The following is a 25,841-nucleotide window of genomic DNA, read 5'->3' on the forward strand; positions in this document are numbered from 1 at the left end:
TCTGGAGTCTCAAAGCTGTTTTTTGTTTAAATTAGCGTTTGGGCTGTAAAAAAGCGTCCTAAAACAGGATTTAGGACGTTTTTTGTCTGTTTTATGAGCTGGTTTTTAGTGTTTGCTTCTTAAATTGACTCGGCGTTAATCCCGTTTCTTTTTTAAACACCGCATTAAAAGTCGATTTAGAATTAAAGCCAGCTTGAAATGCCAGTTCTATCAGGCTGAGTTTTTGAGGTGAGTCTTGCTCTATTTCGCGTTTAACATCATTCACTCTATGCTGGTTGATGTACTCACAAAAGTTGTTCCCCGTTGTGCTGTTAATAGCCCAAGATATTTCTTTACTACCGAGCCCTGTTTGATCTGCTAAGTCGTTTAGTGACAGCCTAGGTTGTCGATAAAGCGATTCATTAATAATCAAGTTATCAATGGTTGAGAAAATTTGCTGTGCAAGTTGCTCATCAGACGAATCAGCTTCTTCAGCTTCGGTTTCTTCAGGTAATGTGACAGGCTCGAATTGAAAGCTATTCTTGATGGTGTGGAACAACAAAAAGCTAAACATAAGCAGTAACAGTATTTCGTTTAATAAGTACCAGTACATCTTTAAATCGAGCGGCGTGATTGGTTGCACATTCATGCGCAGCAAATCGAATACGACAATAATGGCAAAAATAAATAATGCTTTGAACAACCACTTTAACTTAAGGCTCTCAGCATCTGAGCGCGCATGCATAAGTTGTTTGTGGTAGCCCTTTAAAGTGCCATAAGCAAAGTAGAAGTAGCCAAGTTGACTGAGCGAACCGAGTAAAATGATCGCCTGCGTGTAGTGGGTAGAGGCCAAGGAAATAGCCGCAGGAATTAAGTGAACCGCGTAGTGTGATGTTATAAAGGGCTGCTTACCTGTAATCGACAAGGTAAAAAAGTAAATCATAGGCCCATACAGTAATGTAAATGCCGGTGTGATTAAGTAATCAGAAAGGCCTAACCCTTCTAACAGGTTAAAGGCGCATACACAGCCTTGAAATACAAATAGCAGCACCAAGGAACGACTTTGTTTTTGGCTATTAATTAATAATGCACCAAATAACATTTGGAACAGAAAGATACTCTGTACAAGGTGTACAGGGAATAAAGAGATTGATTGCAAAGTAGTTTACGTTCTTATTCTTTTAACTGAGTTTAACAACTCACCATCACCTTGTAATCATAGGCATAAAAAAACCTTGTGGCAGCACCACAAGGTTTTAATCTTTGCCCGAAGCCCGAAGCTTATCTCATAGTAACAAACTCTTCTGAGCCAGTTGGGTGCAGTGCAACAACGGCATCAAAATCTGCTTTGGTTGCGCCCATTTTCATGGCCACGGCAAAGCCTTGGATCATTTCATCAACAGCAAAACCTAAGCCGTGTAAGCCTACAACTTTCTCGTCAGGGCCTGCGCACACTAGCATCATGTTACATGCTTGGCGGTGCTGAGTAACCGCAGTGTACATAGCAGCAAAGCTTGATTTATACACTTTTACGTTCTCGTTGCCGTACTGCGAAATTGCTTCTTGCTCAGTTAAACCAATGGTACCAATTGGCGGGTGGCTAAATACCACGGTAGGAACTAAGCTGTAATCCATTTTTAAATCATCTGGCAGGTCTTTATTGAACAAACGCTCTGATAAAGTACGGCCTGCTTTTACTGCAACAGGGGTAAGCTCTATACCGCCTTCGATGATATCACCCACAGCATAAACATTTTTAGCCGTGGTATTTTGGTACTCGTCTACCTTAACGTAACCGCCTTCGTTTACTTCAACACCCGCTGCGACTAGGTTAATCTTATCAGTCGTCGGTGTACGGCCAATGGCCCAAATGACTTGATCAACATTTTGACTGTAGCCATTTTCAAAGTGGATAGTTAAGCTGCCATCGCTTTCTTTAACTACTTCTTTTGGTGAGCATTCGGTATGCAGCGTCGGGCCTTCTTTGGCCATAATATCAACAAGGGTGTCGATGATGTATGGGTCAAAGGTGCGCAGTGGTTTATTTTTACGAACAAATAAATGGGTTTCTGTACCTAGGCTATGTAGTACACCGGCAATCTCTACCGCGATATAACCGGCACCAACAACGGCAACGCGTTTTGGTTGTTCATTCAGCTCAAAAAAGCCATTTGAATCGATGCCGTGTTCAGCACCTGGTATATTTGGAATGCTAGGGCGACCGCCTACGGCCACTAAAATATGATCGGCGGTGTAGTGCTCGCCGTCTACTTCGACTGTTTTACTGTCAATAAATTTAGCGAAGCCTTTAATAACTGTTACGCCGTTTTTAGCAAGGCCATTATCGTAACCTTTATGAATGCGGCCAATATAGGCTTCACGGCTTTCTACTAGTTTACTCCAGTTGAATTCTTTTACTTCAACATTAAAGCCGTAATCAGGGGCGTATAAGTTAATTGCTTCAGCAACTTGAGCGCCATGCCACATTACTTTTTTTGGTACACAACCTACATTTACACAGGTTCCACCCATATGTTTTGCTTCAATTAGTGCCACTTTCGCGCCACGCATTGCTGCACGGTTAGCTGACGCTATCCCGCCGCTGCCGCCGCCAATCGCAATGTAATCAAAATGCTGAGCCATCTTTAGTCCTCAAGTTTATATAAAACGTATTTCTCTGATAATAACACATGGCAGACCCGTTAAAAGCCCCTTGTATTTCGAGACGTACGCCCCAACTTAAAAATCATATTCGAAACGATTTGAGAGCTAACATGAGCGATTTACAAAATAACCCACTAATAGGCCTTGAAGGCTTACCACCGTTTTCAAAAATTAAGCCAGAGCATGTTGTGCCGGCGCTAAAAGCGGGTATTAGCGAATGCCGCGCTAAAATAGACGAAGTGCTGGCTAATAAATCATTCACTTGGCAGGACTTAGTGTTACCTCTTGAAGAAGTTGACGATAAATTATCGCGAATGTTTTCTCCGGTATCGCATATGAACTCCGTAGTTAATAGCGATGAATTACGTGAAGCGTACGAACAATGTTTACCACTTATCTCAGAGTATTCAACCTTTGTTGGTCAACACCAAGGGTTGTATGAAGCCTACAACGCACTGCACAACAGCGATGAGTTTAAAACGTTAAGTACGGCTGAACAAAAAACTATTACTAATGCATTGCGTAGCTTTGAATTATCGGGCATCGCCTTGGCGCCTGAGCAGCAAAAGCGCTACGGCGAGATCAGCGCACGTTTATCAGAACTTGCGGCTAAATTTGGCAATAACGTGATGGATGCCACATTGGCTTGGCAAAAGCACATTACTGATGAAAGCGAACTCGCAGGTTTACCTGAGTCGGCGTTAGCGTTAGCGGCAGATACAGCAGCAAGCAAAGAATTGGACGGCTGGGTATTTACCCTTGATTTCCCGTCTTACTTACCGATCATGACTTATGCTGATAACCGTGAATTACGCGAAGAGACGTATACGGCATTTGCAACACGCGCATCTGATCAAGGCCCACACGCTGGTCAGTTTGATAACTCTGAGATCATGAGTGAAGAACTCGCGCTGCGTCATGAAATTGCGCAACTATTAGGTTTTGCCAGTTATGCTGAAAAATCATTAGCCACTAAAATGGCTGAAACGCCAGAGCAAGTATTCTCATTTTTAGAAGACTTAGCCGCTAAATCTAAACCACAAGCTGAGCAAGAGCTCGCTGAGCTGCAAGCTTACGCCAAAGAAAAACATGGCATTGAGCAACTCGCTGCGTGGGATTATGGTTATTACGGTGAAAAGCTTAAGCAAGAGAAATACGCAATATCAGACGAAGTACTGCGCCCGTATTTCCCCGCAGATAAAGTACTAAGCGGCTTGTTTGAAACAGTAAATCGTTTATTTGGTATTAGTGTTAAAGAGTTAAAAGACATTGATAGTTACCATAAAGATGTACGCTTTTTTGAAATTTACGACAGTAGCAATACTCTGCGTGGCCGTTTTTATCTTGATTTATACGCGCGTGATCACAAACGCGGTGGTGCGTGGATGGATGACTGCATGGGTCGCAAAGTACGCGCCAATGGCGAGTTACAAACGCCTGTAGCGTATTTAGTGTGTAACTTTAATAAAGCGGTAGGCGATAAGCCTGCACTGTTTACTCATAATGAAGTCACCACTTTATTCCATGAGTTTGGCCATGGTATTCACCATATGCTAACCCAAGTTGATGCCGCGCCAGTTGCGGGTATTAATGGTGTTGCATGGGATGCCGTTGAGCTGCCAAGTCAGTTTTTAGAAAACTGGTGTTATGAAGAAGAAGCACTTAACTTTATTTCAGGTCACTATGAAACGGGCGAGTCATTGCCTAAAGAGTTATTGGATAAACTACTAGCAGCTAAAAACTATAACTCAGGCATGCAAATGCTGCGTCAAATCGAGTTCTCGTTATTTGATTTTAGAATTCACAACGATTATCAAGCGGGTGAAGAATGCCAAATTCAAGCGCGTTTAGATGAAGTACGTAGCCATACATCAGTTGTTAAAGCACCAGAGTTTAACCGTTTTCAACATGGTTTTAGCCATATCTTTGCTGGTGGTTATAGCGCAGGTTATTATTCGTATAAATGGGCCGAAGTGCTCTCAGCTGATGCGTTTTCCAAATTTGAAGAAGAAGGTATTTTTAACCCAGAAACTGGGCAAGCCTTTATGCAGCATATTTTAGAAAAAGGCGGCAGTGAAGAGCCAATGGAGTTGTTTAAAAACTTCCGTGGTCGTGAGCCAAGTGTCGATGCACTATTGCGCCACAGTGGTATTGCAGCTTAAGCACTACGTATATTTAATCTTGAAAAGCGCCGTTTGGCGCTTTTTTACTATTTAGAGTAATAAATTGTCGCAAAATCAGGGCTCCGTACTATGCTTTTTTAAGTAATTAATAAAAAGGAATTGGGCATGACAAAACTGGTACTGGCGATTGATGATGATAAATATGTTCATCGTGTAATAGAGGAATCATTAGCGGGGTTTTGTCAGTTAATTCATGCTAAAAATGGCGAAGAAGGTTTAAGGCAAGCTTATAAATATAGCCCTGACATTATTTTATTGGATGTTGAAATGCCGGGTAAAACAGGCTACGAAGTGTGTCGTGAGCTGAAAAGTAATGAGCAAACCAAAGATACCCCAGTGATGTTTTTGTCGGGTAAAAGCGAATTACCAGAACGTGTTAAAGGTTATAATGCCGGTGCTGCCGATTACATTGTAAAGCCCTTTAATGCAGAAGAATTAATGGCGCGTATTCGGGTGTTGTATCAATATCGTCAGCATTCTATTAAGTTAAAAAATGATGTTGCGCGCGCGCAGAGCACTGCTGAAATCGCCATGACTGACTCCGGCGATATGGGGCGCATAATGCGTTATGTTGGGCAAACCTATCACGCCCATGATGTGCAATCATTATCGGCCTATTTTTTTGAATTCTTCCGACCGCTGAATCTCGATGTGGTTGTGGCATTTTGGTATCAAGATGTAGGAGTTGTGTGTACTGATGACGGTGGTGTTTGTCCGTTAGAGCAAGAGTTATTAGAAAAGCACCGTTACTCTAATCGCTTTGTTGATTTTAGTAGTCGTACTATTGTTAATTATCCTAAAGTGTCTATTTTAATTAAAAATATGCCTTTAGATGATGTTGTGCTGTATGGTCGCTATAAAGATTTATTCCCGCATATTTTGGAGGTGACCAATGCCAAAATTCAAGATATGGAAGTAAAGGAAATGGCGCTAGCCCAAGCGCATGCGGTTGGTAATGCTTTCAATGAGCTTTCTTCGCAATTATTTGTCAGTAGCGAGGCGCGTGAAGAAGCCGTAGCTAAATTGACAACTCAGTTATCTGAATTACGTGCACTTATGCAGCAAGATCCCGCTTTTGCTGCGAACCAAGCGTTGGCATTGCAGGTTGAGCAATTAGAGCAAACACAATTACAGTTAACTATTTTGAATGATGACTTGGCTTTTATTAAGCATCAGCTCAATCACATTATTGAATCGCGCAGCGAATTGATAGAAAGCTTGAGCAACACAGCCGCGTCAGAGCACTCTCAAGACGTTACTTCGCAAACTGATATTGAGCTATTTTAGTGCTATAGCGTTAAGCAATTGATATACTTCGCAAGCTATTTACGGTCGGAGTTTATTTTGGTTATACAGTGTCCTTTTAAAGAAGTACGTCCTTATCTTAATGAAATTGAGCTGCGTTTTGGGCTCGCTGAGTGGGCGGCACAAAGCGAAGGCTTTTCACTTCATTATGATGATCAAGGCTTAAGCTTACGAAAAACCGATGAACCAAAACTTGGCGTTATTAGCGTTGACTTTGTAACTGGGGCTGTTGCTCATCGGCGTAAATTCGGTGGCGGTAAAGGGCAATCAATTGCTAAAGCGGTGGGTTTAAATAAAGGAGCGACCCCCGTTGTTCTAGATGCGACCGCAGGGCTTGGCCGTGATGGTTTTGTGTTAGCATCACTGGGTTGTAAAGTGATTTTACATGAGCGCCATCCGGTTGTTGCAGCATTACTTTATGATGGTTTGCAACGTGCTTATAGCGATAATGAAATTGGTCCGTGGATGAAGCAAAACATGAGCCTAGTGTTTGGCTCAAGTCATACCTTACTCGCGCAATGCGAAAGTATGCCAGATGTAGTTTATTTGGATCCAATGTTTCCACACCGTGAAAAGTCAGCACTGGTTAAAAAAGAAATGCGGGTGTTTCAAGACTTGGTTGGCGCAGATAATGATGCTGATGACTTACTCGCATTTGCCTACCCACTGGCTAGTAAGCGAGTGGTTGTTAAGCGGCCTGATTACGCACCATTTTTAAATAATCAGACGCCTAGCATGCAGATTAAAACCAAAAAGAATCGCTTTGATGTGTATGTCAAAGCCGCCATGGTGTGAGGCTTTATTCGTATTTTTTATTTTTGTTCCCATAAAGTTATAAGAGTTTCATATCGATTTTCATTAAACTGTCATAAATAGTTAATAGTGTACGCGCAGTTACCCAAAGGAATTTAATTTCATGCGCGTGTCATCATTCACTCGGTTGCTGGCTATTTTGCTGGCATTGGCTAGCCTGCTGTTAGGCGGAACCTTGTACTGGGCAAGTCAAACCTTAGTTAAACTCGAACAACAAGACCAATCTTATAATCAATTAAAAAATAAAATACTCGTTGATTTAAAAGGCTTACTAGAAGATTACTTAGCACAGGGCGATAGTCAGTATTTAGGGAAAGCGTCGGATTTAATTAGCCAAGTAAAAGACACCCAACTTGCTATTTTACCAATTGATTTAAAACAACAGTTAGATCTGCAATTAAGCCAACTCGATACTGATATAAAAGGTAAGTATCGTGCTTTAGGTAAACTGTCAGGTAATGAAACAGCATTACTTGATAATGCACTTAGGCAAATGGCGGGCTCAGCTTCTTCTTTAATTGGTTATGCTAACAAAGCAGGGCAACAAAATACTAACGCTCAGGCTTATTATCAGCTTGCCAGTGATTACTACCGCGAAGTGACAAATTTGTCGTTGTTTACTTATCAGCTAATGCTTAGTTTTGATCAAGACACACAAACCAACTTACAACAAAGTATTGCTAACTTAAACCGTTTAGCAAAGCAGATTGACGAGCTTGAAAACTTGGGCGTTATGAGTGAAGTTGATGAAGATAGTTTGTTTATAGATGAAGAAGCCGAAGATTTAGCAGGTGAAATTAAGGCTGAGCTAAGAAGCTGGCCGAACCGCTACCCACGTGATTTAGAGAACACCATTGCACAAGCTCAGCAGCGTCAAACAGGCATACAGGCTCTGCGCAAACAGATCAGTACACTTTCTGACACGGTGATAAATGCTGAGCAGCAACTTAAAATTCAGCAAGGTACGTTAAAGCAGCGAGTATTTGTAGTGTTTTGTATTGCCATTGGCATGTTGGTTGTATTGGCTGTTGGTGTTTACTTTGTACAGCGAAATCAAGTATTAACCCCGCTTCGTCAATTACGTGATGGCTTTGCATTTTTAATCGAAAGTAACGAATTAAAAAATATTGAAAGTAGTAACTCAAAAACAGAAGTTGGTGAAATAGCTAGTTACTTTAACCAGTTAATTGAGCGTCAACGGTTAGAGGCTGAAGAGCGTGCACAAATGCTCAAGGTGATTAACGATTTTATGCAAGAAATGAGCGAGCATCTACATACGATAAGTCAGCAAACAGATGCCAGTCATCATCAAGTTGAACAAAATCAAGAATTATTGGCTGATATTCAACATATTGGTGAGCAAGTAAACGATATAAACGGCAAAGTAGCAGATAACGCCAAGCATACGTTTTCAGCAATGGAGCAAAGTTTAGGGTTTGCCCAAAACATGCTCAGTGCTAGCTCAAATACACAACAGCGGGTGGAGCAAGGTTTACATAGCTTGCAAGAGTTGCTCAGTGGTGTACAAGATGTAGGGAAAGTTATTGAAGTGATCCGCAATATTGCAGATCAAACTAATTTGCTGGCACTCAATGCTGCGATCGAATCAGCGCGCGCAGGTGAACATGGCCGTGGTTTTGCTGTGGTTGCAGATGAAGTACGCAAGTTAGCTCGGCAAACACAAGGTTCGCTGAGTGATATTAATAACCAGCTCAATCTATTGAGTGAAAACTCAACTATGGTGTCAACGCAAATATCAGCATTAGCTGATGATGCTCAATTGCAAACCGATAATGCCCAAGAGCTGAAACGAAACTCCGAAGGGGTAGCTCATAATGCACAGGATGCAAATAAAGTCGCTTTTGATGCCATGGAGTTGGCAAAGCAGCAAAACTCATTGTTAGAGAACTTCAGCCAGTCAATGCAAAGTATGAAAGGGCAGGTGAGTGAATCCAGTTTATTAGTGGCTGATATTCATCAGCGTTTACAGCAGCAAATGCATACTATTCGCAGTAGTTTAGGATTGTAACTTTGCTTGCAAAGGCACAATTACTCGCAACTCGATGTTAGGGTTGGTTGCGCTTTTGTGCTATTTTGGTGTTGTTCAAAACCCATCACTTTAAAAGGAAATATCATGATTTCTCAAGGTCAAACATTACCAGCCGTTAGTCTTACACAGCTTACTGACGACGGTATGCAAACACTTACCAATGAAACACTTTTTGCAGGTAAAAAAGTGGTGTTATTTGCAGTGCCAGGTGCGTTTACACCTACGTGTTCAAATGCACATTTACCTGAATTTATTACTCTAGCAGATAAAATAAAAGCCAAAGGCGTTGACGCTATTTACTGTGTATCAGTAAACGATGCGTTTGTAATGAAAGCATGGGGTGAGCAACATAATGCTCAAGCAATCGAGATGCTTGCCGATGGCGATGCTAGCTTTACCAAAGCACTTGGTTTAGATAAAGACACTGCTGCATTTGGTGGTGTACGCTCAACGCGTTATGCAATGATTGTTGAAGATCAGCAAGTCACAGGTTTATTTGTTGAACAAGATAAAGAGTTTGCAGTAAGTCGCGCAGAAGCGGTACTTGAAAAGCTTTAAAAAAGAGCTAAAAAAGCCGAACTTTTATTCGGCCAAAGTTACCAAGGGAACTGGCAAATAGCACTTATAGGCATAGAGTTTAATACAAACCCTATGCCTTATTGCTAATTAAGGCTGGTATTGTGCGTCAAGCGTTAAACCGGCAAAGGTTTTATAAGCATTCACACTCATGTGCCAAGTTCCTGCTTGAGGATTGCTAAACGTACATGTCTCTGCGTTACCGTTTTTATATGGGCGGCAATCATAGCTAGAGCCTGTTGGTTGGCTGCCAAACTTAACAAATAAATCTGCATCACCTGAGCCACCAGACGTTGTTACGGTAAAGCTTGCCATTCCTGCTGGAACATCAAGGGTATAATGTTTCCATTGCCCTGCATTAGCTGAAATATCAGATACAGTTCCACCACCTGCTTGTGGATTACCTGTGTTACCAGAGGTTGTTAAATTACCAACTAAACTCACGCCTGAGTAAGCCGAGTAACCACGTACCATCACATGATATGTACCAGCAGTTGGGCTGTCTATAGAGCACTCTTCGCTGTTACCCCCTTTATACGGACGACAATCATAAGTTGATGTAGTGGGTTTACTACCTGAGCGTACATATAAATCTGCATCACCCGTTCCGCCACTCATAGTGAAAGTCACATTAGTTGCGCCACTTGGTACAGTCATTGTATAAAAAGTATCACTACTCGCAGCGCCACTTAGGCCCGTTTGAGCTTGGCCATCAAGTAACTCACTGCCGCCAACGGGTGGTGTAGTACCACCGCTTGCAGCAGCAACTGCGGCTGCAGCGTCAACAATACCAGTACCACAGTTATTGCATGTGGCAGGGAATGAGCGAGTGCTTGATTTTAATATGCTTTCAATTTCATCAGGCGTTGCAGTTGGCTTTGCTTGTTTAATAAGAGCAGCAACACCAGCAACATGAGGTGCTGCCATCGATGTACCTTGTGAGTAATGATAGCTGTCACTAGAAGGGCTTGATGAACCTGAGTTATGTGTAGATAAAACACCTTCTGAATCATTAGCAAAGCTTTGCGCACCACCAGGTGCTGCAACATCGATAGATGTACCATAGTTTGAGTAGTAAGCTCGCCCACCATTACGACCAACCGATGCAACATTTACTACGCCATTACAGTTACCAGGGTTATAGTTGTTAGCATTGTCGTTATCATTACCTGCGGCAATGACAATTACAGTGCCGTTATTACGTGCTTGGTTAATCGCGTTTTGTGTTGTTGAGCTACAAGAGCCGCTGCCACCTAAACTCATATTGATGACATCAGCAGGGTTAGCATTAGCAGGTACGCCAGAAACTGACCCGCCTGAAGCCCAAATAATACCGTCGGCAATATCAGATGTTAAACCACCACATTTACCAAGTACGCGTACCGGAACAACTTTAGCATCATAAGCAACACCAGCAACACCTTCGCCATTATTCGTAACGGCTGCAACAGTACCTGCAACATGGGTTCCGTGCCAGCTTGAACCTTGTGCACTGTTATTATTACCACACTCACCGGCAGATACTGCATCACCTGGATCGCGTGCATCACTATCGCGTGCGCCGCCGTCATTTGCGACAAATGTATCCGAAATCATATCGTAGCCAGGTAAAATATTGGCATTAAGATCAATGTGTGGACGATAACCAGTATCTAATACTGCCACTGTTACACCGCTACCTGTTGCGGTATCCCATGCAGTTGGAAGGTTTAACCCGCCAGCTTGCTCATAGTAATGCCATTGGTCGTCATAACGAGGGTCGTTAGGAGTTGCAAATGGTTTTAACATCTGGTCGATTTCAATGTATTCAACATTGCCTGAAGCCATTACTTCTTGCATATATTGTTGGGCTTCGTCAGCGCTTAGTTTTTTATTTGCACGCATAACATGATGATTGTCCAATGCCATTGCACGGATATATTGCGCCTTAACTTTTCCTTTTTTACTGGTAAAGTTTTTAACAAAGCCTTGGGCCTTTTTATTCATCATTTGTGGGCTAGTATCAGCAATCGAAAATGTTGCCATATCATTACTATTATTTTTATACTTGATGATAAAGCGTGTACCGAGAGGATCTTGGCTTTGTAGTTTTGTTGTTATGTCAGCAATAGATGGTGTTATTGCTTCGCTAGGATTTGCCATGCTTGATGTCGCTGCAAATATCGCGCTCACAGTAAGCGCTACAGCGCATTTTTTAAATATTTTTCTTGTTGTCATAATTATCCCTAGATTGTTATTAAGCTTCACGATGAATTGTCGTGAAGGGGAACAAAAGTAAATGATCTGTTAAAATAGTTAAAATAACGTTTTATTATTAATGTCTCTATTTTAGTTATATCGGGATGTTTATATGGCTAAATACGATTTTATGACTTTTATTATGTCGTTGTAGTGGTTATAAAGTATTAATTAATTTGTAGACTGGTGAGGTGAACATTTATTTTTTCACACTTTGTTGTTAATAATAAAATAGTGAAATACCGCTCAGTTTGTACTTTTAAATTTGCTACAATTGCAAAAATTTCCTCATGAGATGAACAAATGACCCAAGTAGATGTAATAGTGATCGGTGCCGGAGCCGCAGGTTTAATGTGTGCAGCACAAGCTGGATACCGTGGCCGCAGTGTTACAGTGCTTGATATGGGCAAAAAGCCTGGTCGTAAAATTCTCATCAGCGGCGGCGGACGTTGTAACTTCACCAATGAAAACGCCAGCCCTGAAAACTATTTATGTGGTAATCCACACTTTGTAAAATCGTGTTTAAGCCGTTATACCCAGCATGATTTTATTGAGCTGGTGGACAGACACGGTTTGGCGTATCACCATAAAACCCTTGGGCAGTTATTTTGCGACAATAGCGCACAAGATATCGTTGATATTTTGCTAACTGAGTGCGAGTGGGCGGGTGTTAATGTTGCGCTGCGTAACGAAGTGCTTAGCGTTGAAAAAACCGCTACTGGCTATCTCGTGATCACAGAACAACAGTCATACAGCTGTGAGTCACTCGTTGTTGCCGCTGGTGGCTTAACTATGCCAAAACTAGGCGCAACACCAATAGGGTATAAAATTGCTGAGCAATTTGGCTTAAAAGTATTACCGACCATGGCAGCACTTGTACCATTTACCTTGCACCAACATGATAAGGACCGCTTTGAAGGGTTATCGGGTATTAGCGTGCCATGTATCGTCAGCAGTGAAGACGGCACAAGTTTTAAAGAAAACATCCTATTTACTCACCGTGGTTTATCAGGCCCCGCTATATTACAAATCAGCTCATTTTGGCGAGCAGGGCAAGCAGTGACTATAAACCTGTTACCAGAGCTTGATTTAACAGAGCAATTAGCAACATGGCGAGAAACCCAAGCACAAAAATCATTAAAAAATAGCCTAGCGACTATTTTGCCAAAACGCTTTATTGAAATACTGCATGAGAGTAAAGCCATTCCAGATTGCAATGTAAATCAGCTCACCCATAGCCAAATTGACGAGCTAGCTAATTACATTCATAACTGGCAAATTAAACCCAACGGCACCGAAGGTTACCGCACAGCGGAAGTAACTCTAGGCGGTATAGACACCGACGAACTTAGCTCAAAAACCTTTGAAGCGAAAAAAGCCCAAGGGCTGTACTTTATTGGTGAAGTAACCGACGTAACCGGTTGGCTAGGAGGCTATAACTTCCAATATGCTTGGAGCTGCGGCTTTGCAGCAGGGCAGTATTGTTAGCTTGTGCAGCGACAATAAAGTTTGCCCGTAGTGAGATATGCTACAACATGCTCATTTCTCTAGCTGATTTAAGGTTATAGATAATGAGCAGTTACACAATTCTTATTACACCTATTTTGTGTTCTTTTGCAAATCAAAAAAGAACCTCATCAGTTCTTACCTACTTCCAATTAGCTACTTCGTCTAAAGACGTATCTTGAGTTGAAGCAAACATAAAAAATATGAAAGTCATTTTAAAACAAGTGTTTGAATATTTTTTAATGCCAAGTCAAATAATAACAAAATGTTCATATTTGGAACTTTGCAGCGTCTATGTGGTCATATTAAATTAGTGTTATAGGGAACACTTATTGTTTAGGGAACAAATATTGTGACAACGTGGCGCTGGCCTTTTATTATTTCATTACTGCTCCACGGGATAATTTTTTCAATATTAATGAGTGTTAAAACCCCAAAATTAATAGTGACAGACACTCCCCCAATTAAAGCATACATGGTTAGTATGGCGTTGCCTAAGTCATTGCCTAGAATAGAAAAGAAGAGCAACCAGCACGACGAAGCCACGCTGTTGAAAAAGCTTGAAAAACCAATTATTCCTGCTGCAAATACGATTGTAAAAATTAAAAAAACAATAAAGCCTGTAACGCCCAAGGCACAAACAGACTCTAACAGCTATAAAAAAATAGACCTTAAATTAGGTTTAAAGAGCATACTAAAGCAACAGCAAAATACATTCCGATCAACACCTCCAACGTCACAAGTTTTAGCACAACCACAGCGTATTACAGTGCCAAAGGAGCACCAGCAAACCAGCATAGACCCATTAAAAGTTGAAAAGCAAAGCATGCAATTAACTATCTATCGCCTCGGAGATAACTGCTTTAAAAAGGTATCGATAGGAGCTGGTGTAATGCCAAAAAGTGACCTACCAGATAGTTACTTAGTAGGCACCACTTGTGCTAAAACAAAAGTAACCGACGCCTACGATCAAGCTATGAACAAATGGTTAGATAAAAAGTGACTACGGTGTGGAAGTTATTAGAAATAAAAAAGAGCTGGCACAAATTTTGTTAAGACAGCTATTTTGACAAACATGGAGTTAACCAATTCAGCTCAAAGAAGAACTTATACCCTTACCTCAACATAGTACCTGAGTTAATCGCAAAATTTCCTACTAACTAGTTAATGGTTACTTTTATCCTTGTTTTCTTGTTCAATCACTTCGTTTTACAGAACATGTATGTAAGTTAAAATACCTACTTCGGGCAAATACTCGTGTAACAACATATATATAAAATATAGAAGCACATAAAACACGCCATAATTTTTGTTTGCTTTATGTTCAAAAACTGATTAACATGCGCTCGTTCAATTGTTCAGCACTTACCCTAAGTGTTGGATTCATCAACTAACTGTGAAGGAGAAAATACTATGACAATTACATCAACATCCTTTGCAGGTCTTATCCGATAAGAAACTTGTTACTTAAACACGCTTTTATATATTAAGTACATTTAGGTAAGCATTGCGTTTAAACGCGTTCCTTTCGTTTGATTTCAAAATAGATCCAGACCTGCCAATTCGTATTTCGTTTTAATCCTATTTTTCTAACAAAGAAAAAGGAATTGGTATTATGGGCAAATCCGTCCAAAAAATAACTGATAAAGTTAGCCTTATTGCGTCTGCTGATACGTGGATTGAGGGGCTGGCGATACAGCAACTGATCAAAACATCAGAGCTAAATGGTATGCAACGCGTTGCGGGCATGCCTGATTTACACCCAGGTAGAGGGTATCCTATCGGGGCTGCATTTTTCACTACCAACAAAATTTACCCTGCATTAGTGGGTAACGATATTGGCTGTGGTATGGCGCTGTGGCAAACCACAGCCAAAGTAGCAAAAGTAAATCTAGATAAACTTGCCAAAAAATTTACACATATTGAGCTGCCACTTGATGAAAGTTGGTTCTCAATCATAGAAAGTAACAAAGCGGCAAAAAATATTACTACCAAGGGTTATGATAGTGCCTTGGGTACCATTGGTGGAGGTAATCATTTTGCTGAGTTTCAAGCTATTGATGAGATATACAATCAAAGTGCCTTAGATGAGTTAGGGCTAAGTAAAAAGCATCTTCAATTATTGGTTCATTCAGGCTCGCGTGGGTTAGGGCAATCAATATTGGTTGAACATATAGCGGGTCATAATCACGATGGCTTATGTGAAGGTGATGCTGATTTTAAAGATTACATGAGCAAGCATGATGAAGCGGTGCGCTTTGCTGAACTTAATCGTGAGCTGATCGCTAAGCGGTTTTTAGAGGCTATACGAGCAAATGGTGAGTGTACCTTAGATATTAACCATAATTTAGTATCGGCTAAAAACATTGACGGTTGCGATGGCTGGTTACACAGAAAAGGTGCTACACCGAGTGATAAAGGCTATGTAGTGATCCCAGGCTCTCGTGGCGATTACAGTTATCTTGTAAAACCTGTATTTACAGAGTTAAGTGGTAATGATCTAACAGTGCAGGAAAGTATCAATACCAGTTTATTTTCGCTTGCACACGGCGCGGGGCGAAAATGGCAGCGCGGTGAATGCCATGGCCGATTAGGTCATAAATATAAGCGCGAAGATTTATATCGTACAGCGTTAGGCAGCAGAGTTATTTGTGGTAATAAAGAATTGCTATACGACGAAGCCCCACAAGCATACAAAAAGTGCGAAACGGTTATAAGTGATATGGTTGATGCAGGGTTAATAGAAGTGGTCGCTAAGTTACGGCCAGTTTTAACCTTCAAAACAAATGGAGGTTGTTGATCATGATATTACTGCAATTATCAGCAGGGCAAGGACCTATTGAGTGCTGTAAAGCTGTAAGTTTAGCGTTAAAAATGATTAAAAAGCAATGCCTCGCACAAGGCATAGAACTCGAGATTGTTGAGGCTATTAGCGCAACCGAACGAGGCTGTTTAAAGTCGGTTTTATTGCAACTTGATTCAACAGCCGATAGCGCGGCTAAGCAATTGGCTCAGTCATGGCAAGGTACTATGTTGTGGGTGTGTCAAAGTCAGTATCGGCTTAAGCATAAACGTAAAAACTGGTTTTTTAGCGGGCAACTGTTCGATATTGATGAAAGTAAGCTTGATAAAGGCGTAACTTTTCAAACATGCCGCGCGTCTGGCGCTGGCGGTCAACATGTTAATACTACTGATTCAGCGGTAAGAGCAACTCACACAGCAACGGGGACTTCGGTACGTGTTGAGAGTGAGCGCAGTCAACATGCCAATAAGCGTTTAGCAAGTGTGTTGTTGTTTCAAAAACTAGAGCAAGTAGCGTTGGATAAAATGACTCAGCAAGAAACAGCACGTTGGCAGCAGCACTGGGAAGTTGAGCGTGGTAACCCTGTAAAAACATTCACTGGTGAAAAGTTTGTTTTAAACCGTGACTGCTCAGTTAATAAAGGAGTACATAATTAATGAAGGAACATAAAGAGACAAATGTACTTTTCATTTGTAGTCGCAATCAGTGGCGAAGCTCAACGGCTGAGCAAGTATGGAGAAATCACCCAGAGCTCGCTGTTAGCTCAGCAGGCACCAGCCCTAATGCAAAGAGAACAGTGAATGCCAAAATGATGCAGTGGGCTGATGTCATATTTGTTATGGAGCAAAAACACAAAAATAGACTTAAAGCGCAATTTGGACATTTATTAACGTATAAAGATATTCAAGTATTAGATATTGCTGATGAATACCAATATATGGATAACGAGTTAGTAAGTATTATAAAACAAAGCGTTGGCAGCTATTTAGCGCTAACTTTAGCGTAGCGTTTTTTATCTTGTTTGTGAATCGGTACGAACAAGATAAAACATTCGCGACTAAAGTCGTTCCTACATGATACAAGTACTCGTGTGAATGGCTTTAGTCACCAATAAAAGCTTTTTGCGACTACTATTTAAGCAGTTAGCTTATTGATTGTTAAAATAAAGGTTTTTGCTAGTGACAAGCCAGTAAAAACTTTTTATACTGCAACCCGCTTTAGTCGCTTAGGTGGTTAAACGCTTCAAAAATTTAGCTTTGTTTTTTTAAAACATAAGCTAATACAAAATGGCCCCTTAGCTCAGTTGGTTAGAGCACACGACTCATAATCGTTAGGTCCCCAGTTCAAGTCTGGGAGGGGCCACCACTTTTACAAGCTTCCCAAGTAAACACCTACTAACAGAAATTACTCTGTGCTACCTCTGTGCTACTCTTCAATATAGCAAATTAATATAATCGTGTAACCTCACTTGCGTTCCAATAATGTTTGCATATTTGTTTTTATAAATTGATACTCCTAGTAAGGTGTTATTTAAACAGTAGGGAACGCTATGGATAACGAGTTAGGACAGATATCACTTTATTTATCTAAGAAAGGTAAAATTTTTAGTGATTTGATTGATGTTGAAAAAATGCCGCAGGTAGAAAGTGACTCTTTTAAAGTTAGAAGCTTTGAGGTTGGTGGTTGTCACTGCGAGTTTTATTGTCATCAAATAAAATCAGACTTATCACCTCCGCCATGGTTGGACTTTATTAATTCACAGCTAGAGGGTGGTTCCGAAATTAATTTCACAATCTCATCCTTACGTCCAAGTGGATTATTATTGGTAATGAAAAACGATCGTGTTTTTGCTGCCGCATTTGGGACCCGTGGTCGAAGCTGGTTAAAGAAAAACTTATTTGAGCCAGACTTTGGGATCAAAGTAGCTATGAATTTATGCGGTAATCAAGAAGTTAGGCAGGCAAAAAGTTCAGTGCACTCCAATACAACAAAAATGATTGACCGTCAATTAAGTAAGCCTTCGGATGCATTTGACTTTGGTATGTCAGAAACTGAATTACTGAGCTATTTATCAGCACACCACTCAGATGATAAAAAAGTTACGTTGCAAGGTAAAAATAATCTAACAGTTAAAGTTGTTGGTGATGATAAGATTAACTGGGAACGTTTGATTTCTAATTTTAATGAGTACCTAGAAGCTTACAATTCAGAAGCTTACAAAGATTTGTTCCCGAATTATCCCAATTTATCTCCAGTTTCCGAAGAAGTGAAAAATGAGCTTGATGAAAAACTTTTGAAGTTAATTCAAGTCGAAGACTTTTCTAAAATACATTTAGCTATTCCAGAGTTCATACCAGATGACGAGTATAGCTTTTCCTACTCGAATTCAGATAAGCGAGAAAATAAAATTTTTTCCCATATTAGCGTTGATGATTTAGCAATAGTTGTTTTTAAAGATATCAGTAAAATATCGTTAAGTAGCCTGAGTCGCAAAAATATTTATGCATACTCACATGATCAAAACAAAATATTAAGTTATAAAAATTGGTCTCTGTATGAATGTCTTGTCGCCGAAATAGCAGATGAATCCTGTTATGTTCTTTCTAATGGTGAGTGGAGAAAAGTTGATGATGATTTTTATGAAACAATTAATAACTTCATCAATAAAGAATTGAAAGAAGTTGATATATCAAACAGCTATAAAAATATAGATATCTCATGTGGAAAACTCAAACAAAATAGAGAAGAAAATTTTAATCAAAAATACTGCGACCTTAATCCTGATTCAATAAAATTTGATCAGGCTAAATTACAAATTGGAGGAGGTAGAAAGGATAAAGAGTTTTGTGATATTTTTGAAATTGATAGTCAAGGGAAAGGCAATATAATCCATGTTAAAAAGTATGGAGGGTGTAGCTCAATTAATTATTTATTCTCTCAAGCCCGATTTTATTGTGAATCTTTTTTAGTTGATCCTAAGTTTATTGAGCAAATAAGAAACTATATTGAAAAATCAGGGCATCTACAGAAAAATTTATTTTTAGACCATATCAAAGAGATTCCTGAAGAAATATTTGGAACTGATTATTCTGTTGGTCTGTGGTTGCTGTACGATAAAACAAAAATAAAACCTGACAAAAATAGTCTGCCACTAATGGCTAAATATGAATTAAAAATGACCTATGAAAGGTTAAGAAGGGTCTTAAAATATAGCAATGTGAGTTTAAGCATGGTGCCCGTTAAAGTTATAAACTTTACAACTTCGAAATAGCTGCAACTATTTACCTTAAATAAACCTCAGTAATTTCAGCCCTGAAGTGACCGAGCTCTTGCGATACAGTTTCGAGAGCTAAAGCTCTAGTTAAACCCAAGTTTTTTAGCTCATCCATTCTTTCTTGTGCGTAGCTATGTCTAAGGCCATGGGCACCATTAGAAAAAAATAGAGCGCGATTAGATGCTTTTGAAAATGAACATGACCATTTATGGCCTCCACCAATATTGTAGCGTTGCAAATAGTTAATTTCTCTATCACGAACCGTTATAGGCTGTGCTAAGCGCCTTTCTTCTAACTGTGTAGCTAATGCATTCGGTATTAGTACATCACGGATTAGGCCGCCTTTGCCTTTCACTGTATAAATACAACCTTCTCGACCAAGCCATTTACAGTCTAGAGCTGGTCGCTTGTCTGCTTTACGCTCTGATACTCTGGCTATTGTTAAAAGTTCGTGTGATTTTTTTTGCCATTAAAAAAACGAGAAGAGCCCTAGGGTATATTCTGAATTTGAATCACTTGCGAATAACTACTTAAGTGACATAATGAATAGAGATGATTAAGGTTTTATATGGCACCAGAAGAACTAGAACGACAGGCAATAAGCTATGCTAAAAGTAATAGGACTCGTATAGCTCGCGAGTTAACAGACAAAAACCAGTTTCCTCCCGATACCAGGCCGGTTTCTGTTTTTATGGCAGGTTCACCTGGCGCAGGAAAAACTGAAGCTTCAAAAGCTTTTTTAGACGAAATTGGTGCTGATAATGTACTCAGGCTTGATCCAGATGAGTTAAGAGAACTAATACCTGGTTATACAGGTGATAACTCGTATTTATTTCATCGTGCTGTATCTTTTATTGTTGAGAGAACACTTGATCATGCGTTTAAAAACAAGCAGTCTTTTTTGTTAGATGGAACTTTGGCAAGTTATGATGTTGCAAAAAAGAATATTGAACGCTCTATCCGTAAGGAAAGGCAAGTACTAATTCTGTTTGTATATCAAAAACCAGAGCTGGCTTGGGAGTTCGTTGAGGCAAGAGAAAAGCTAGAGGGACGTAGAATTCTAGCTGATACCTTTATTGATCAGTTCTTTGCTTCTCAGGAGGTTATAAGGGAACTTAAGCTCAAGTTCGGTAGTCAAATTCAAGTGGATTTATTAGTTAAAAATAATAAGGGCAAAACACGTTTTTATCACGATAATGTTCAGGCAATAGAGCATCATTTAGATGAAAAATTCACTAGAGAAGATCTACAGAGCCTGATAGAATCACCATCCAGCTCAAAAAACGAGCTTTAGGAGTGTTTATGTTTTCAAATTTAATAAAGCCAAAGCCAACGCAAAACTCTAAGCTTTCAGATTTTGTGCTAGATTCTAGCTCAAGCGAGAAGAAGCGAGTTTATAGCCAAGTTATTGATCGCGCTATTACCTCTCAAGTGCAGCTTGTAAATAAAGCGTCTGCTATCCAAAAATAATTAGTAAAAAGTCCCGCAATGGGACTTTTTTAGTTTTGAGAGTGTTAGTTAGAAAGTAATTCTAAGCACTATAGTTAAACAATAAACCTGAGCTGGTGTTGCCTGCTGACGAAAATAAACTTCCCATCAAAGTTGATACGTTCTTTTTTACGCTAAGTTGGATTGAAACAAGTTCTTGATCTAACTCTTTTTGTAATTCAGCTTTTTGTGATTGTTGATCTGCTTTGGTAAGGCTGCTGTCAGCTTCAAGCGCGCGTATTTTTTCTTGTAGTTCTTTAATGTTTTTAATCATTTGTTGCTGTGTAGTTTCTACAGTCTCATCGTTGTCAGTTTTATTTTCAGTAGTGTTTTCATCGCTATTCTCCACTTCAGTGGAAGAAGTTAGTTTTTCTTTGTCATTTGTTTGCTGTGTGCCTGCTTGTGTTTGCTTTAAATAGTTTGGATCTGTAAGCAGTGATGAAGGTATATTTGTTAGATTCATTGCGTGTCCCGTGCGGCAAAAAGTTGACAAGTTATTTGGTTTAAAAAATAAATGCATTAAGCGTTCCATATTTGGGGGCTTGAAATATACTTTCTATTCTTCAAAGTGCAGCGTTAAGGAATATCTGCATAGTGAACTTGATTTTATATGCAATAGTTAAAGTAAGGTTGGCTTTCGCTTTTAACTCTACTACTATGAAAAAATAGACAAAAATGGGTTGTGCTGAATGAATGACAAACTAACTGAATGTGAAAAGGTATCGTGTAATGACTGTGCCGATTTAGAAGGCCTAGGCTTTGATTTTACTATGGCATTTCAACCAATTGTAAATTGTAAGACGCGCTCTATCTTTGGCTATGAAGCTCTAGTGCGAGGCATTAATAATGAGTCTGCATATTCTGTTATCGCAAAAGTAAATGAAGAAAATCGTTATACTTTTGATCAGTTCTGTCGAATAAAAGCGATTGCTTTAGCCGCTAAGTTAGGGGTTGATTCTATGCTTAGCATTAACTTTTTACCCAATGCTATTTATAAGCCTGAGCGGTGTATTCGTACCACCTTAGAAGCAGCTAAAAAATATAACTTTCCGACGCAACGAATTATGTTTGAGTTTACTGAAGTTGAGAAAATAGAAGACAGTGCTCACATTAAGCGAGTGGTTGAATATTATCAATCTCTAGGCTTTACAACAGCTCTGGATGATTTTGGATCTGGTTACTCGGGCCTTAATTTATTAGCCGATTTTCAAACGGATATTATTAAGCTCGATATGGAGCTGATCCGAAATATCGATTCAGATAAAGTACGCCAATCAATAGTGACTCATAGCTTAAATATGCTTCGTGAATTAAATATCACCCCATTAGCAGAGGGGATTGAGACCCTTGCAGAATATACATGGTTAAAAGCCGCAGGTATTGAGTTAATGCAAGGGTATTTATTTGCTAAACCAGGCTTTGAGAGCTTGCCAGTAGTTGATTTTATTGACTATTGATTACTCTTTGGTAGTGCCAGCGATAACAGTGCTGCTAGGGCAATAAAGCAGCTTGAGATCCATAAGCAGGCTTCAAGTCCATATTGTTGATACACCCAGCCCGATAAAACAGTGCCTAGTAATCTCCCCATAGCATTGGCCATATAATAAAAGCCTACATCAAGTGACACGCCATCACTATCAGCAAGCCTTACAATTAAATAGCTATGCAATGATGAGTTAATCGCAAACACCGCACCAAATATCAGTAAACCGATAATAACGGATGCTTGTATATAAAAGTCAAAATGCAGAGCTAAGGCAATAATGGCCGGTATAGCTGTTAAGTAACTGGCCCATAAAAAAGCGCTACGGCCACAGGGCACCTGAACTGATTTTTTTCCTGTACTCATTATGTTTGTAATATGAGGCGCAAAAGACTGCACTATGCCATAGCCAATCACCCAGCTTGCCATAAAGCCGCCAACCCACCAATGATCCCAACCAAAGGTTGCGGCTAAAAATACAGGCAAGGCAACCACAAACCAGACATCTCTTGCGCCGAATAAAAACATTCGTGCGGCTGAGAGTACATTAATGGCTTTGCTTTTGGAGAACAGCTCACTAAATTTGGCTTTATTTTTAGCTTTGCCTAGGTCTTCTTTTAATGCGAATAAACTAAATAGCCAAACCATAGTGAGCATGCAGATCATGATTAGCATTGCGCCATGAAACTCTAGCAAAGTCAGCAGTACGCCACCTAAAAAGAAGCCAACACCTTTTAACGCATTTTTAGAACCCGTTAAAATAGCCACCCATTTGAAAAGCTGGCCTTGCGCGTCTTTTGGTACTAGTAACTTAATAGCGCTTTTGGCGCTCATTTTATTCAGATCTTTTGCGATCCCTGAAAGCGCCTGCGCAGCCATCACATAAATTACGGTGAGTGTATCTACAGGTGCCATAAGCATTGCCAAAGACACAATTTGTAATGCTAAGCCAATGTTCATGGTTTTATTCAGGCCGAATCGAGCTCCCAGCCATCCGCCCACTAAATTGGTGATCACACCAAAAATTTCATAAAACAAAAACAACATAGCAATACTAAGTGGGCTGTAACCTAATTGATAAAAATACAGCACCACGAGCATCCGCAATGCGCCATCAGTTAAAGTAAATGCCCAGTAATTACCGGTAATGATCAAATATTGTTTTATTTGTGGGGAGAGTGCTGTGAATCGATCCACGGTTAATTATTCCTTGTCAGCTAGACCAACTTTACGTACCAGTTCCGCAGTTCGGTTCGCGTAGCCCCATTCATTGTCGTACCACACATAAAGTTTTACTTGAGTGTCGTTGATCACCATGGTTGATAGCGCATCAATGATGCTGGAACGAGGATCGGTTTTGTAGTCAATAGATACCAGTGGGCGTTCTTCGTAGCCCATTATGCCTTTTAGTTCATTTTCAGCAGCATCCTTAAGTAATTTATTTACTTCAGCAACGGTGGTACCGCGCTCAAGTTCAAATACACAGTCAGTAATTGATGCGTTAGTTAGCGGAACGCGAATAGCATGGCCATTTAGTTTACCTTTTAACTCTGGAAATATATGCGTTATTGCAGTAGCTGAACCAGTTGTAGTGGGGATCAAACTTGTGCCGCATGAACGTGCACGGCGTAAGTCTTTATGCGGTGCATCAATAATTGTTTGGGTGTTGGTTATGTCATGAATGGTGGTGATTGAGCCATGCTTGATGCCAATCTTTTCATGAATAACTTTTACTACTGGTGCTAAGCAGTTAGTTGTGCATGATGCAGCGGTAATGATTGGGTAAATCTCTTTATTATAAAGGTGGTCGTTTACACCTATTACTACATTTAAAATACCCTCTTCTTTTACTGGTGCTGTAACAACAACGCGTTTTACACCTTGATCTAGGTAAGCTTGCAGTAGTGCCTTGGTTTTAATTTTACCCGACGCTTCAATAACGACATCACAGTTTGACCAATCAGTCTGTTCTGTTTTAGTGTTTTGCGTAAAAGCAATTGTTTTACCATTAATTATAATAGTATCTTCAGTATGACTTGCTTCGTGATGCCATTTACCGTGTACTGAATCAAACGTCATTAAATGAGCGAATGTTTCAGCATTACCGCCTGGATCGTTAATATGGACAATTTCTATATCATGCCAATCAAATGCTGCGCGCATTGATAATCGGCCCATACGGCCAAAACCATTTATACCTACTTTTACTGTCATAATTACATCCTGATTAATTGTTGGGTTGTAAGTGCGGTAAAGCTAGCGCTTCATTACGTTAGCCAATGTTAAATTGTGCTGTGTTTATTAAAGTTATCGTTAACTGCAAAAGCTCACTTTATTAGGTCGTTTATGCATAGTCGCTAATCGCTTAAGGCTGTTGATGATCAGATGGAGATTACTTTCAGTGGTTGTACTAATAATCGTCTTGCTCCATTGTGGCAATCTTGGATTAATTTGGTAAAACACCCATTGTCCGTGCTTTCTATCTGTAATGATGCCGGCTTTCTTTAATACGGCTAAGTTACGCGATACCTTTGGTTGGCTTTGCTCTTGCAGTGCTACCATTAATTCGCAAACACATAACTCGCCATAGTAGTTGGTTAACATTAAAGTTTTTAATCGGATCTGATCAGTTAAGCATTTATAAAATATGCTTGGATCTATCGATAACTCGTTATCTTGATCTGAGATGGTACTACTACATAGTGGCACATACTGATGTGATTGCAGGTTATTAATATTACCGTGTACGTCAATAAACATATCCAGTCGTTTATCAAGTTCATAGAGGGTTGCGACAAAGGGCTCTAAACCTACCATTACTTTTGGATCTGCAATATCCCACGCAAGTTGCAACAGTGCGCCTTTATAAGCTCTGCATTCATTGTTTGCTCTTTCACATAGCGTAATAACATAATCAAAAGTTTTATCTGTAAACTCAGCTATATGTTTTGCGCTGAGCTCAGTTATCGGCAAGTTAAACTTTTGCAAACAATTAATTGTTCTAGGATCAATATCTTTAGGAGCGATCCCTGCACTATAAACATCAAAAATCTCTCCCGCTTTATTTCTCAGTAATACTTCTGCCATTTGTGAACGGGCTGAATTCTCAGTGCACAGAAAGAGCACACTTTGCTTTGAGCTATTACTTTGGGACATGTAAATTAAATATTCTGACTGACAATATCCATTAAGTGTATATATGAAATTTCATATATACAATACTAGTGTTATTAATATCAACGTATATGAATGTGAAACCCTATTTTAGAAGGATTGAACAATAGCGATTATCTATTTTTTAGATGTGTTTTTAAGCATCTTGGCTAAAAAGCAAGCGTAAGGCATGTTTTTTATAGTTTTCTTTAAAAAACGCTTGCGTAAAATTCGCCGCGCCCTATAATGCGACCCCACTGAGACGGCAGCAGGCAACGCTTAAGCTGCAAGAGTTAATCAGTTAGTCGAGTAAAACTTAAGTTTAG

General features: G+C 39.9%; 21 protein-coding genes, 1 tRNA gene and 1 pseudogene. 15 read left to right on the forward strand and 8 right to left on the reverse strand.

The features are described from left to right. Nucleotides 1-91: 91 nt before the first annotated feature. Entirely contained in the window at nt 92-1,138 is a 1,047-nt protein-coding gene (locus H5187_RS03295; RefSeq protein ID WP_182797540.1) for an AraC family transcriptional regulator, read from the reverse strand. A 122-nt stretch (nt 1,139-1,260) separates the two neighbouring features. Then, nucleotides 1,261-2,622 (reverse strand): glutathione-disulfide reductase, encoded by a 1,362-nt coding sequence (gene gorA / locus H5187_RS03300; RefSeq protein WP_182732055.1) that lies wholly within the window; start codon nt 2,620-2,622, stop codon nt 1,261-1,263. Between the two features lie 131 nt (nt 2,623-2,753). On the opposite strand from gorA, the gene prlC reads away from it, so the two are divergent. The 5 genes from prlC to H5187_RS03325 all read left to right on the forward strand — a co-directional run bounded on the left by prlC (nt 2,754) and on the right by H5187_RS03325 (nt 9,552). Further along, on the forward strand, nt 2,754-4,805 hold the full coding sequence (gene prlC / locus H5187_RS03305; protein WP_145238693.1) for an oligopeptidase A: 2,052 nt from the start codon (nt 2,754-2,756) through the stop codon (nt 4,803-4,805). Between the two features lie 126 nt (nt 4,806-4,931). After that, nucleotides 4,932-6,113, forward strand: coding sequence for a two-component system response regulator (locus H5187_RS03310; protein ID WP_182759952.1), 1,182 nt, complete (start codon nt 4,932-4,934; stop codon nt 6,111-6,113). Nucleotides 6,114-6,170: 57 nt separating this feature from the next. After that, nucleotides 6,171-6,926 carry a class I SAM-dependent methyltransferase gene (locus H5187_RS03315; RefSeq protein WP_182797541.1) on the forward strand — a complete coding sequence of 252 codons (756 nt, stop codon included), beginning with the start codon at nt 6,171-6,173 and terminating at the stop codon, nt 6,924-6,926. A 121-nt stretch (nt 6,927-7,047) separates the two neighbouring features. After that, complete coding sequence (locus H5187_RS03320; protein ID WP_182759951.1) at nt 7,048-8,973, forward strand: methyl-accepting chemotaxis protein; 1,926 nt, start codon at nt 7,048-7,050, stop codon at nt 8,971-8,973. A 105-nt stretch (nt 8,974-9,078) separates the two neighbouring features. Continuing rightward, complete coding sequence (locus H5187_RS03325) at nt 9,079-9,552, forward strand: peroxiredoxin (protein WP_145238704.1); 474 nt, start codon at nt 9,079-9,081, stop codon at nt 9,550-9,552. A gap of 108 nt (nt 9,553-9,660) precedes the next feature. Here H5187_RS03325 and H5187_RS03330 read toward each other — a convergent pair whose 3' ends face one another. Then, complete coding sequence (locus H5187_RS03330; RefSeq protein WP_182797542.1) at nt 9,661-11,787, reverse strand: S8 family peptidase; 2,127 nt, start codon at nt 11,785-11,787, stop codon at nt 9,661-9,663. 324 nt (nt 11,788-12,111) lie between these two features. On the opposite strand from H5187_RS03330, the gene H5187_RS03335 reads away from it, so the two are divergent. The 7 genes from H5187_RS03335 to H5187_RS03365 all read left to right on the forward strand — a co-directional run bounded on the left by H5187_RS03335 (nt 12,112) and on the right by H5187_RS03365 (nt 19,388). Further along, complete coding sequence (locus H5187_RS03335) at nt 12,112-13,296, forward strand: NAD(P)/FAD-dependent oxidoreductase (protein WP_145238710.1); 1,185 nt, start codon at nt 12,112-12,114, stop codon at nt 13,294-13,296. 370 nt (nt 13,297-13,666) lie between these two features. Next, complete coding sequence (locus H5187_RS03340) at nt 13,667-14,317, forward strand: hypothetical protein (protein ID WP_182760536.1); 651 nt, start codon at nt 13,667-13,669, stop codon at nt 14,315-14,317. A 612-nt stretch (nt 14,318-14,929) separates the two neighbouring features. Beyond that, on the forward strand, nt 14,930-16,114 hold the full coding sequence (locus H5187_RS03345; protein ID WP_182797543.1) for an RNA ligase RtcB family protein: 1,185 nt from the start codon (nt 14,930-14,932) through the stop codon (nt 16,112-16,114). A 2-nt stretch (nt 16,115-16,116) separates the two neighbouring features. Next, complete coding sequence (gene prfH / locus H5187_RS03350) at nt 16,117-16,773, forward strand: peptide chain release factor H (protein ID WP_182797544.1); 657 nt, start codon at nt 16,117-16,119, stop codon at nt 16,771-16,773. Next, nucleotides 16,773-17,123 (forward strand): low molecular weight protein tyrosine phosphatase family protein, encoded by a 351-nt coding sequence (locus H5187_RS03355; RefSeq protein ID WP_182779363.1) that lies wholly within the window; start codon nt 16,773-16,775, stop codon nt 17,121-17,123. Before prfH ends, H5187_RS03355 begins: the two co-directional genes overlap by 1 nt. Nucleotides 17,124-17,405: 282 nt before the next feature. After that, nucleotides 17,406-17,482, forward strand: a tRNA-Ile gene (locus H5187_RS03360). 184 nt (nt 17,483-17,666) lie between these two features. Further along, entirely contained in the window at nt 17,667-19,388 is a 1,722-nt protein-coding gene (locus H5187_RS03365; protein WP_182797545.1) for a DUF6119 family protein, read from the forward strand. Nucleotides 19,389-19,398: 10 nt separating this feature from the next. Here H5187_RS03365 and H5187_RS03370 read toward each other — a convergent pair. After that, nucleotides 19,399-19,851 (reverse strand): annotated as a pseudogene (locus H5187_RS03370) (site-specific integrase); the annotation flags it as partial. A 108-nt stretch (nt 19,852-19,959) separates the two neighbouring features. On the opposite strand from H5187_RS03370, the gene H5187_RS03375 reads away from it, so the two are divergent. Both H5187_RS03375 and H5187_RS03380 read left to right on the forward strand, forming a co-directional pair. Further along, complete coding sequence (locus H5187_RS03375; RefSeq protein WP_182797546.1) at nt 19,960-20,685, forward strand: zeta toxin family protein; 726 nt, start codon at nt 19,960-19,962, stop codon at nt 20,683-20,685. Nucleotides 20,686-20,693: 8 nt separating this feature from the next. Beyond that, nucleotides 20,694-20,861 (forward strand): hypothetical protein, encoded by a 168-nt coding sequence (locus H5187_RS03380; RefSeq protein ID WP_182719231.1) that lies wholly within the window; start codon nt 20,694-20,696, stop codon nt 20,859-20,861. Nucleotides 20,862-20,922: 61 nt separating this feature from the next. Here the strand turns inward: H5187_RS03380 and H5187_RS03385 are convergent, their stop codons facing one another. Continuing rightward, a complete protein-coding gene (locus H5187_RS03385) occupies nt 20,923-21,342 on the reverse strand; it encodes a hypothetical protein (protein ID WP_182797547.1) in 420 nt (139 codons plus the stop codon). Nucleotides 21,343-21,568: 226 nt separating this feature from the next. Between H5187_RS03385 and H5187_RS03390 the strand changes: the two genes are divergently transcribed. Continuing rightward, nucleotides 21,569-22,336 carry an EAL domain-containing protein gene (locus tag H5187_RS03390; protein WP_064668622.1) on the forward strand — a complete coding sequence of 256 codons (768 nt, stop codon included), beginning with the start codon at nt 21,569-21,571 and terminating at the stop codon, nt 22,334-22,336. Here the strand turns inward: H5187_RS03390 and arsJ are convergent. The 3 genes from arsJ to H5187_RS03405 all read right to left on the reverse strand — a co-directional run bounded on the left by arsJ (nt 22,330) and on the right by H5187_RS03405 (nt 25,518). Then, nucleotides 22,330-23,559, reverse strand: a complete 1,230-nt coding sequence (arsJ, locus tag H5187_RS03395) for an organoarsenical effux MFS transporter ArsJ (RefSeq protein WP_182719229.1) — start codon at nt 23,557-23,559, stop codon at nt 22,330-22,332. The two genes, H5187_RS03390 and arsJ, sit on opposite strands and share 7 nt — an antisense overlap. Nucleotides 23,560-23,565: 6 nt before the next feature. Further along, a complete protein-coding gene (locus H5187_RS03400; RefSeq protein ID WP_145238745.1) occupies nt 23,566-24,576 on the reverse strand; it encodes an ArsJ-associated glyceraldehyde-3-phosphate dehydrogenase in 1,011 nt (336 codons plus the stop codon). A gap of 99 nt (nt 24,577-24,675) precedes the next feature. After that, nucleotides 24,676-25,518, reverse strand: coding sequence for a metalloregulator ArsR/SmtB family transcription factor (locus H5187_RS03405; RefSeq protein WP_145238748.1), 843 nt, complete (start codon nt 25,516-25,518; stop codon nt 24,676-24,678). Nucleotides 25,519-25,841: the final 323 nt, after the last annotated feature.

This window comes from Pseudoalteromonas sp. SG44-1, from assembly GCF_014164315.1.
Classification (GTDB): domain Bacteria; phylum Pseudomonadota; class Gammaproteobacteria; order Enterobacterales; family Alteromonadaceae; genus Pseudoalteromonas; species Pseudoalteromonas rhizosphaerae.

Excerpts from the sequence above, each read along its gene's own strand:
- gorA (WP_182732055.1), bottom strand. The coding sequence starts at position 2,622 with ATGGCTCAGCATTTTGATTACATTGCGATTGGCGGCGGCAGCGGCGGG.
- H5187_RS03405 (WP_145238748.1), bottom strand. The coding sequence starts at position 25,518 with ATGTCCCAAAGTAATAGCTCAAAGCAAAGTGTGCTCTTTCTGTGCACT.
- H5187_RS03400 (WP_145238745.1), bottom strand. The coding sequence starts at position 24,576 with ATGACAGTAAAAGTAGGTATAAATGGTTTTGGCCGTATGGGCCGATTA.
- H5187_RS03390 (WP_064668622.1), top strand. The coding sequence starts at position 21,569 with ATGAATGACAAACTAACTGAATGTGAAAAGGTATCGTGTAATGACTGT.
- H5187_RS03380 (WP_182719231.1), top strand. The coding sequence starts at position 20,694 with ATGTTTTCAAATTTAATAAAGCCAAAGCCAACGCAAAACTCTAAGCTT.
- H5187_RS03345 (WP_182797543.1), top strand. The coding sequence starts at position 14,930 with ATGGGCAAATCCGTCCAAAAAATAACTGATAAAGTTAGCCTTATTGCG.
- H5187_RS03310 (WP_182759952.1), top strand. The coding sequence starts at position 4,932 with ATGACAAAACTGGTACTGGCGATTGATGATGATAAATATGTTCATCGT.
- H5187_RS03365 (WP_182797545.1), top strand. The coding sequence starts at position 17,667 with ATGGATAACGAGTTAGGACAGATATCACTTTATTTATCTAAGAAAGGT.
- H5187_RS03320 (WP_182759951.1), top strand. The coding sequence starts at position 7,048 with ATGCGCGTGTCATCATTCACTCGGTTGCTGGCTATTTTGCTGGCATTG.
- H5187_RS03375 (WP_182797546.1), top strand. The coding sequence starts at position 19,960 with ATGGCACCAGAAGAACTAGAACGACAGGCAATAAGCTATGCTAAAAGT.
- H5187_RS03335 (WP_145238710.1), top strand. The coding sequence starts at position 12,112 with ATGACCCAAGTAGATGTAATAGTGATCGGTGCCGGAGCCGCAGGTTTA.
- prfH (WP_182797544.1), top strand. The coding sequence starts at position 16,117 with ATGATATTACTGCAATTATCAGCAGGGCAAGGACCTATTGAGTGCTGT.
- H5187_RS03325 (WP_145238704.1), top strand. The coding sequence starts at position 9,079 with ATGATTTCTCAAGGTCAAACATTACCAGCCGTTAGTCTTACACAGCTT.
- H5187_RS03385 (WP_182797547.1), bottom strand. The coding sequence starts at position 21,342 with ATGAATCTAACAAATATACCTTCATCACTGCTTACAGATCCAAACTAT.
- prlC (WP_145238693.1), top strand. The coding sequence starts at position 2,754 with ATGAGCGATTTACAAAATAACCCACTAATAGGCCTTGAAGGCTTACCA.
- H5187_RS03330 (WP_182797542.1), bottom strand. The coding sequence starts at position 11,787 with ATGACAACAAGAAAAATATTTAAAAAATGCGCTGTAGCGCTTACTGTG.
- H5187_RS03355 (WP_182779363.1), top strand. The coding sequence starts at position 16,773 with ATGAAGGAACATAAAGAGACAAATGTACTTTTCATTTGTAGTCGCAAT.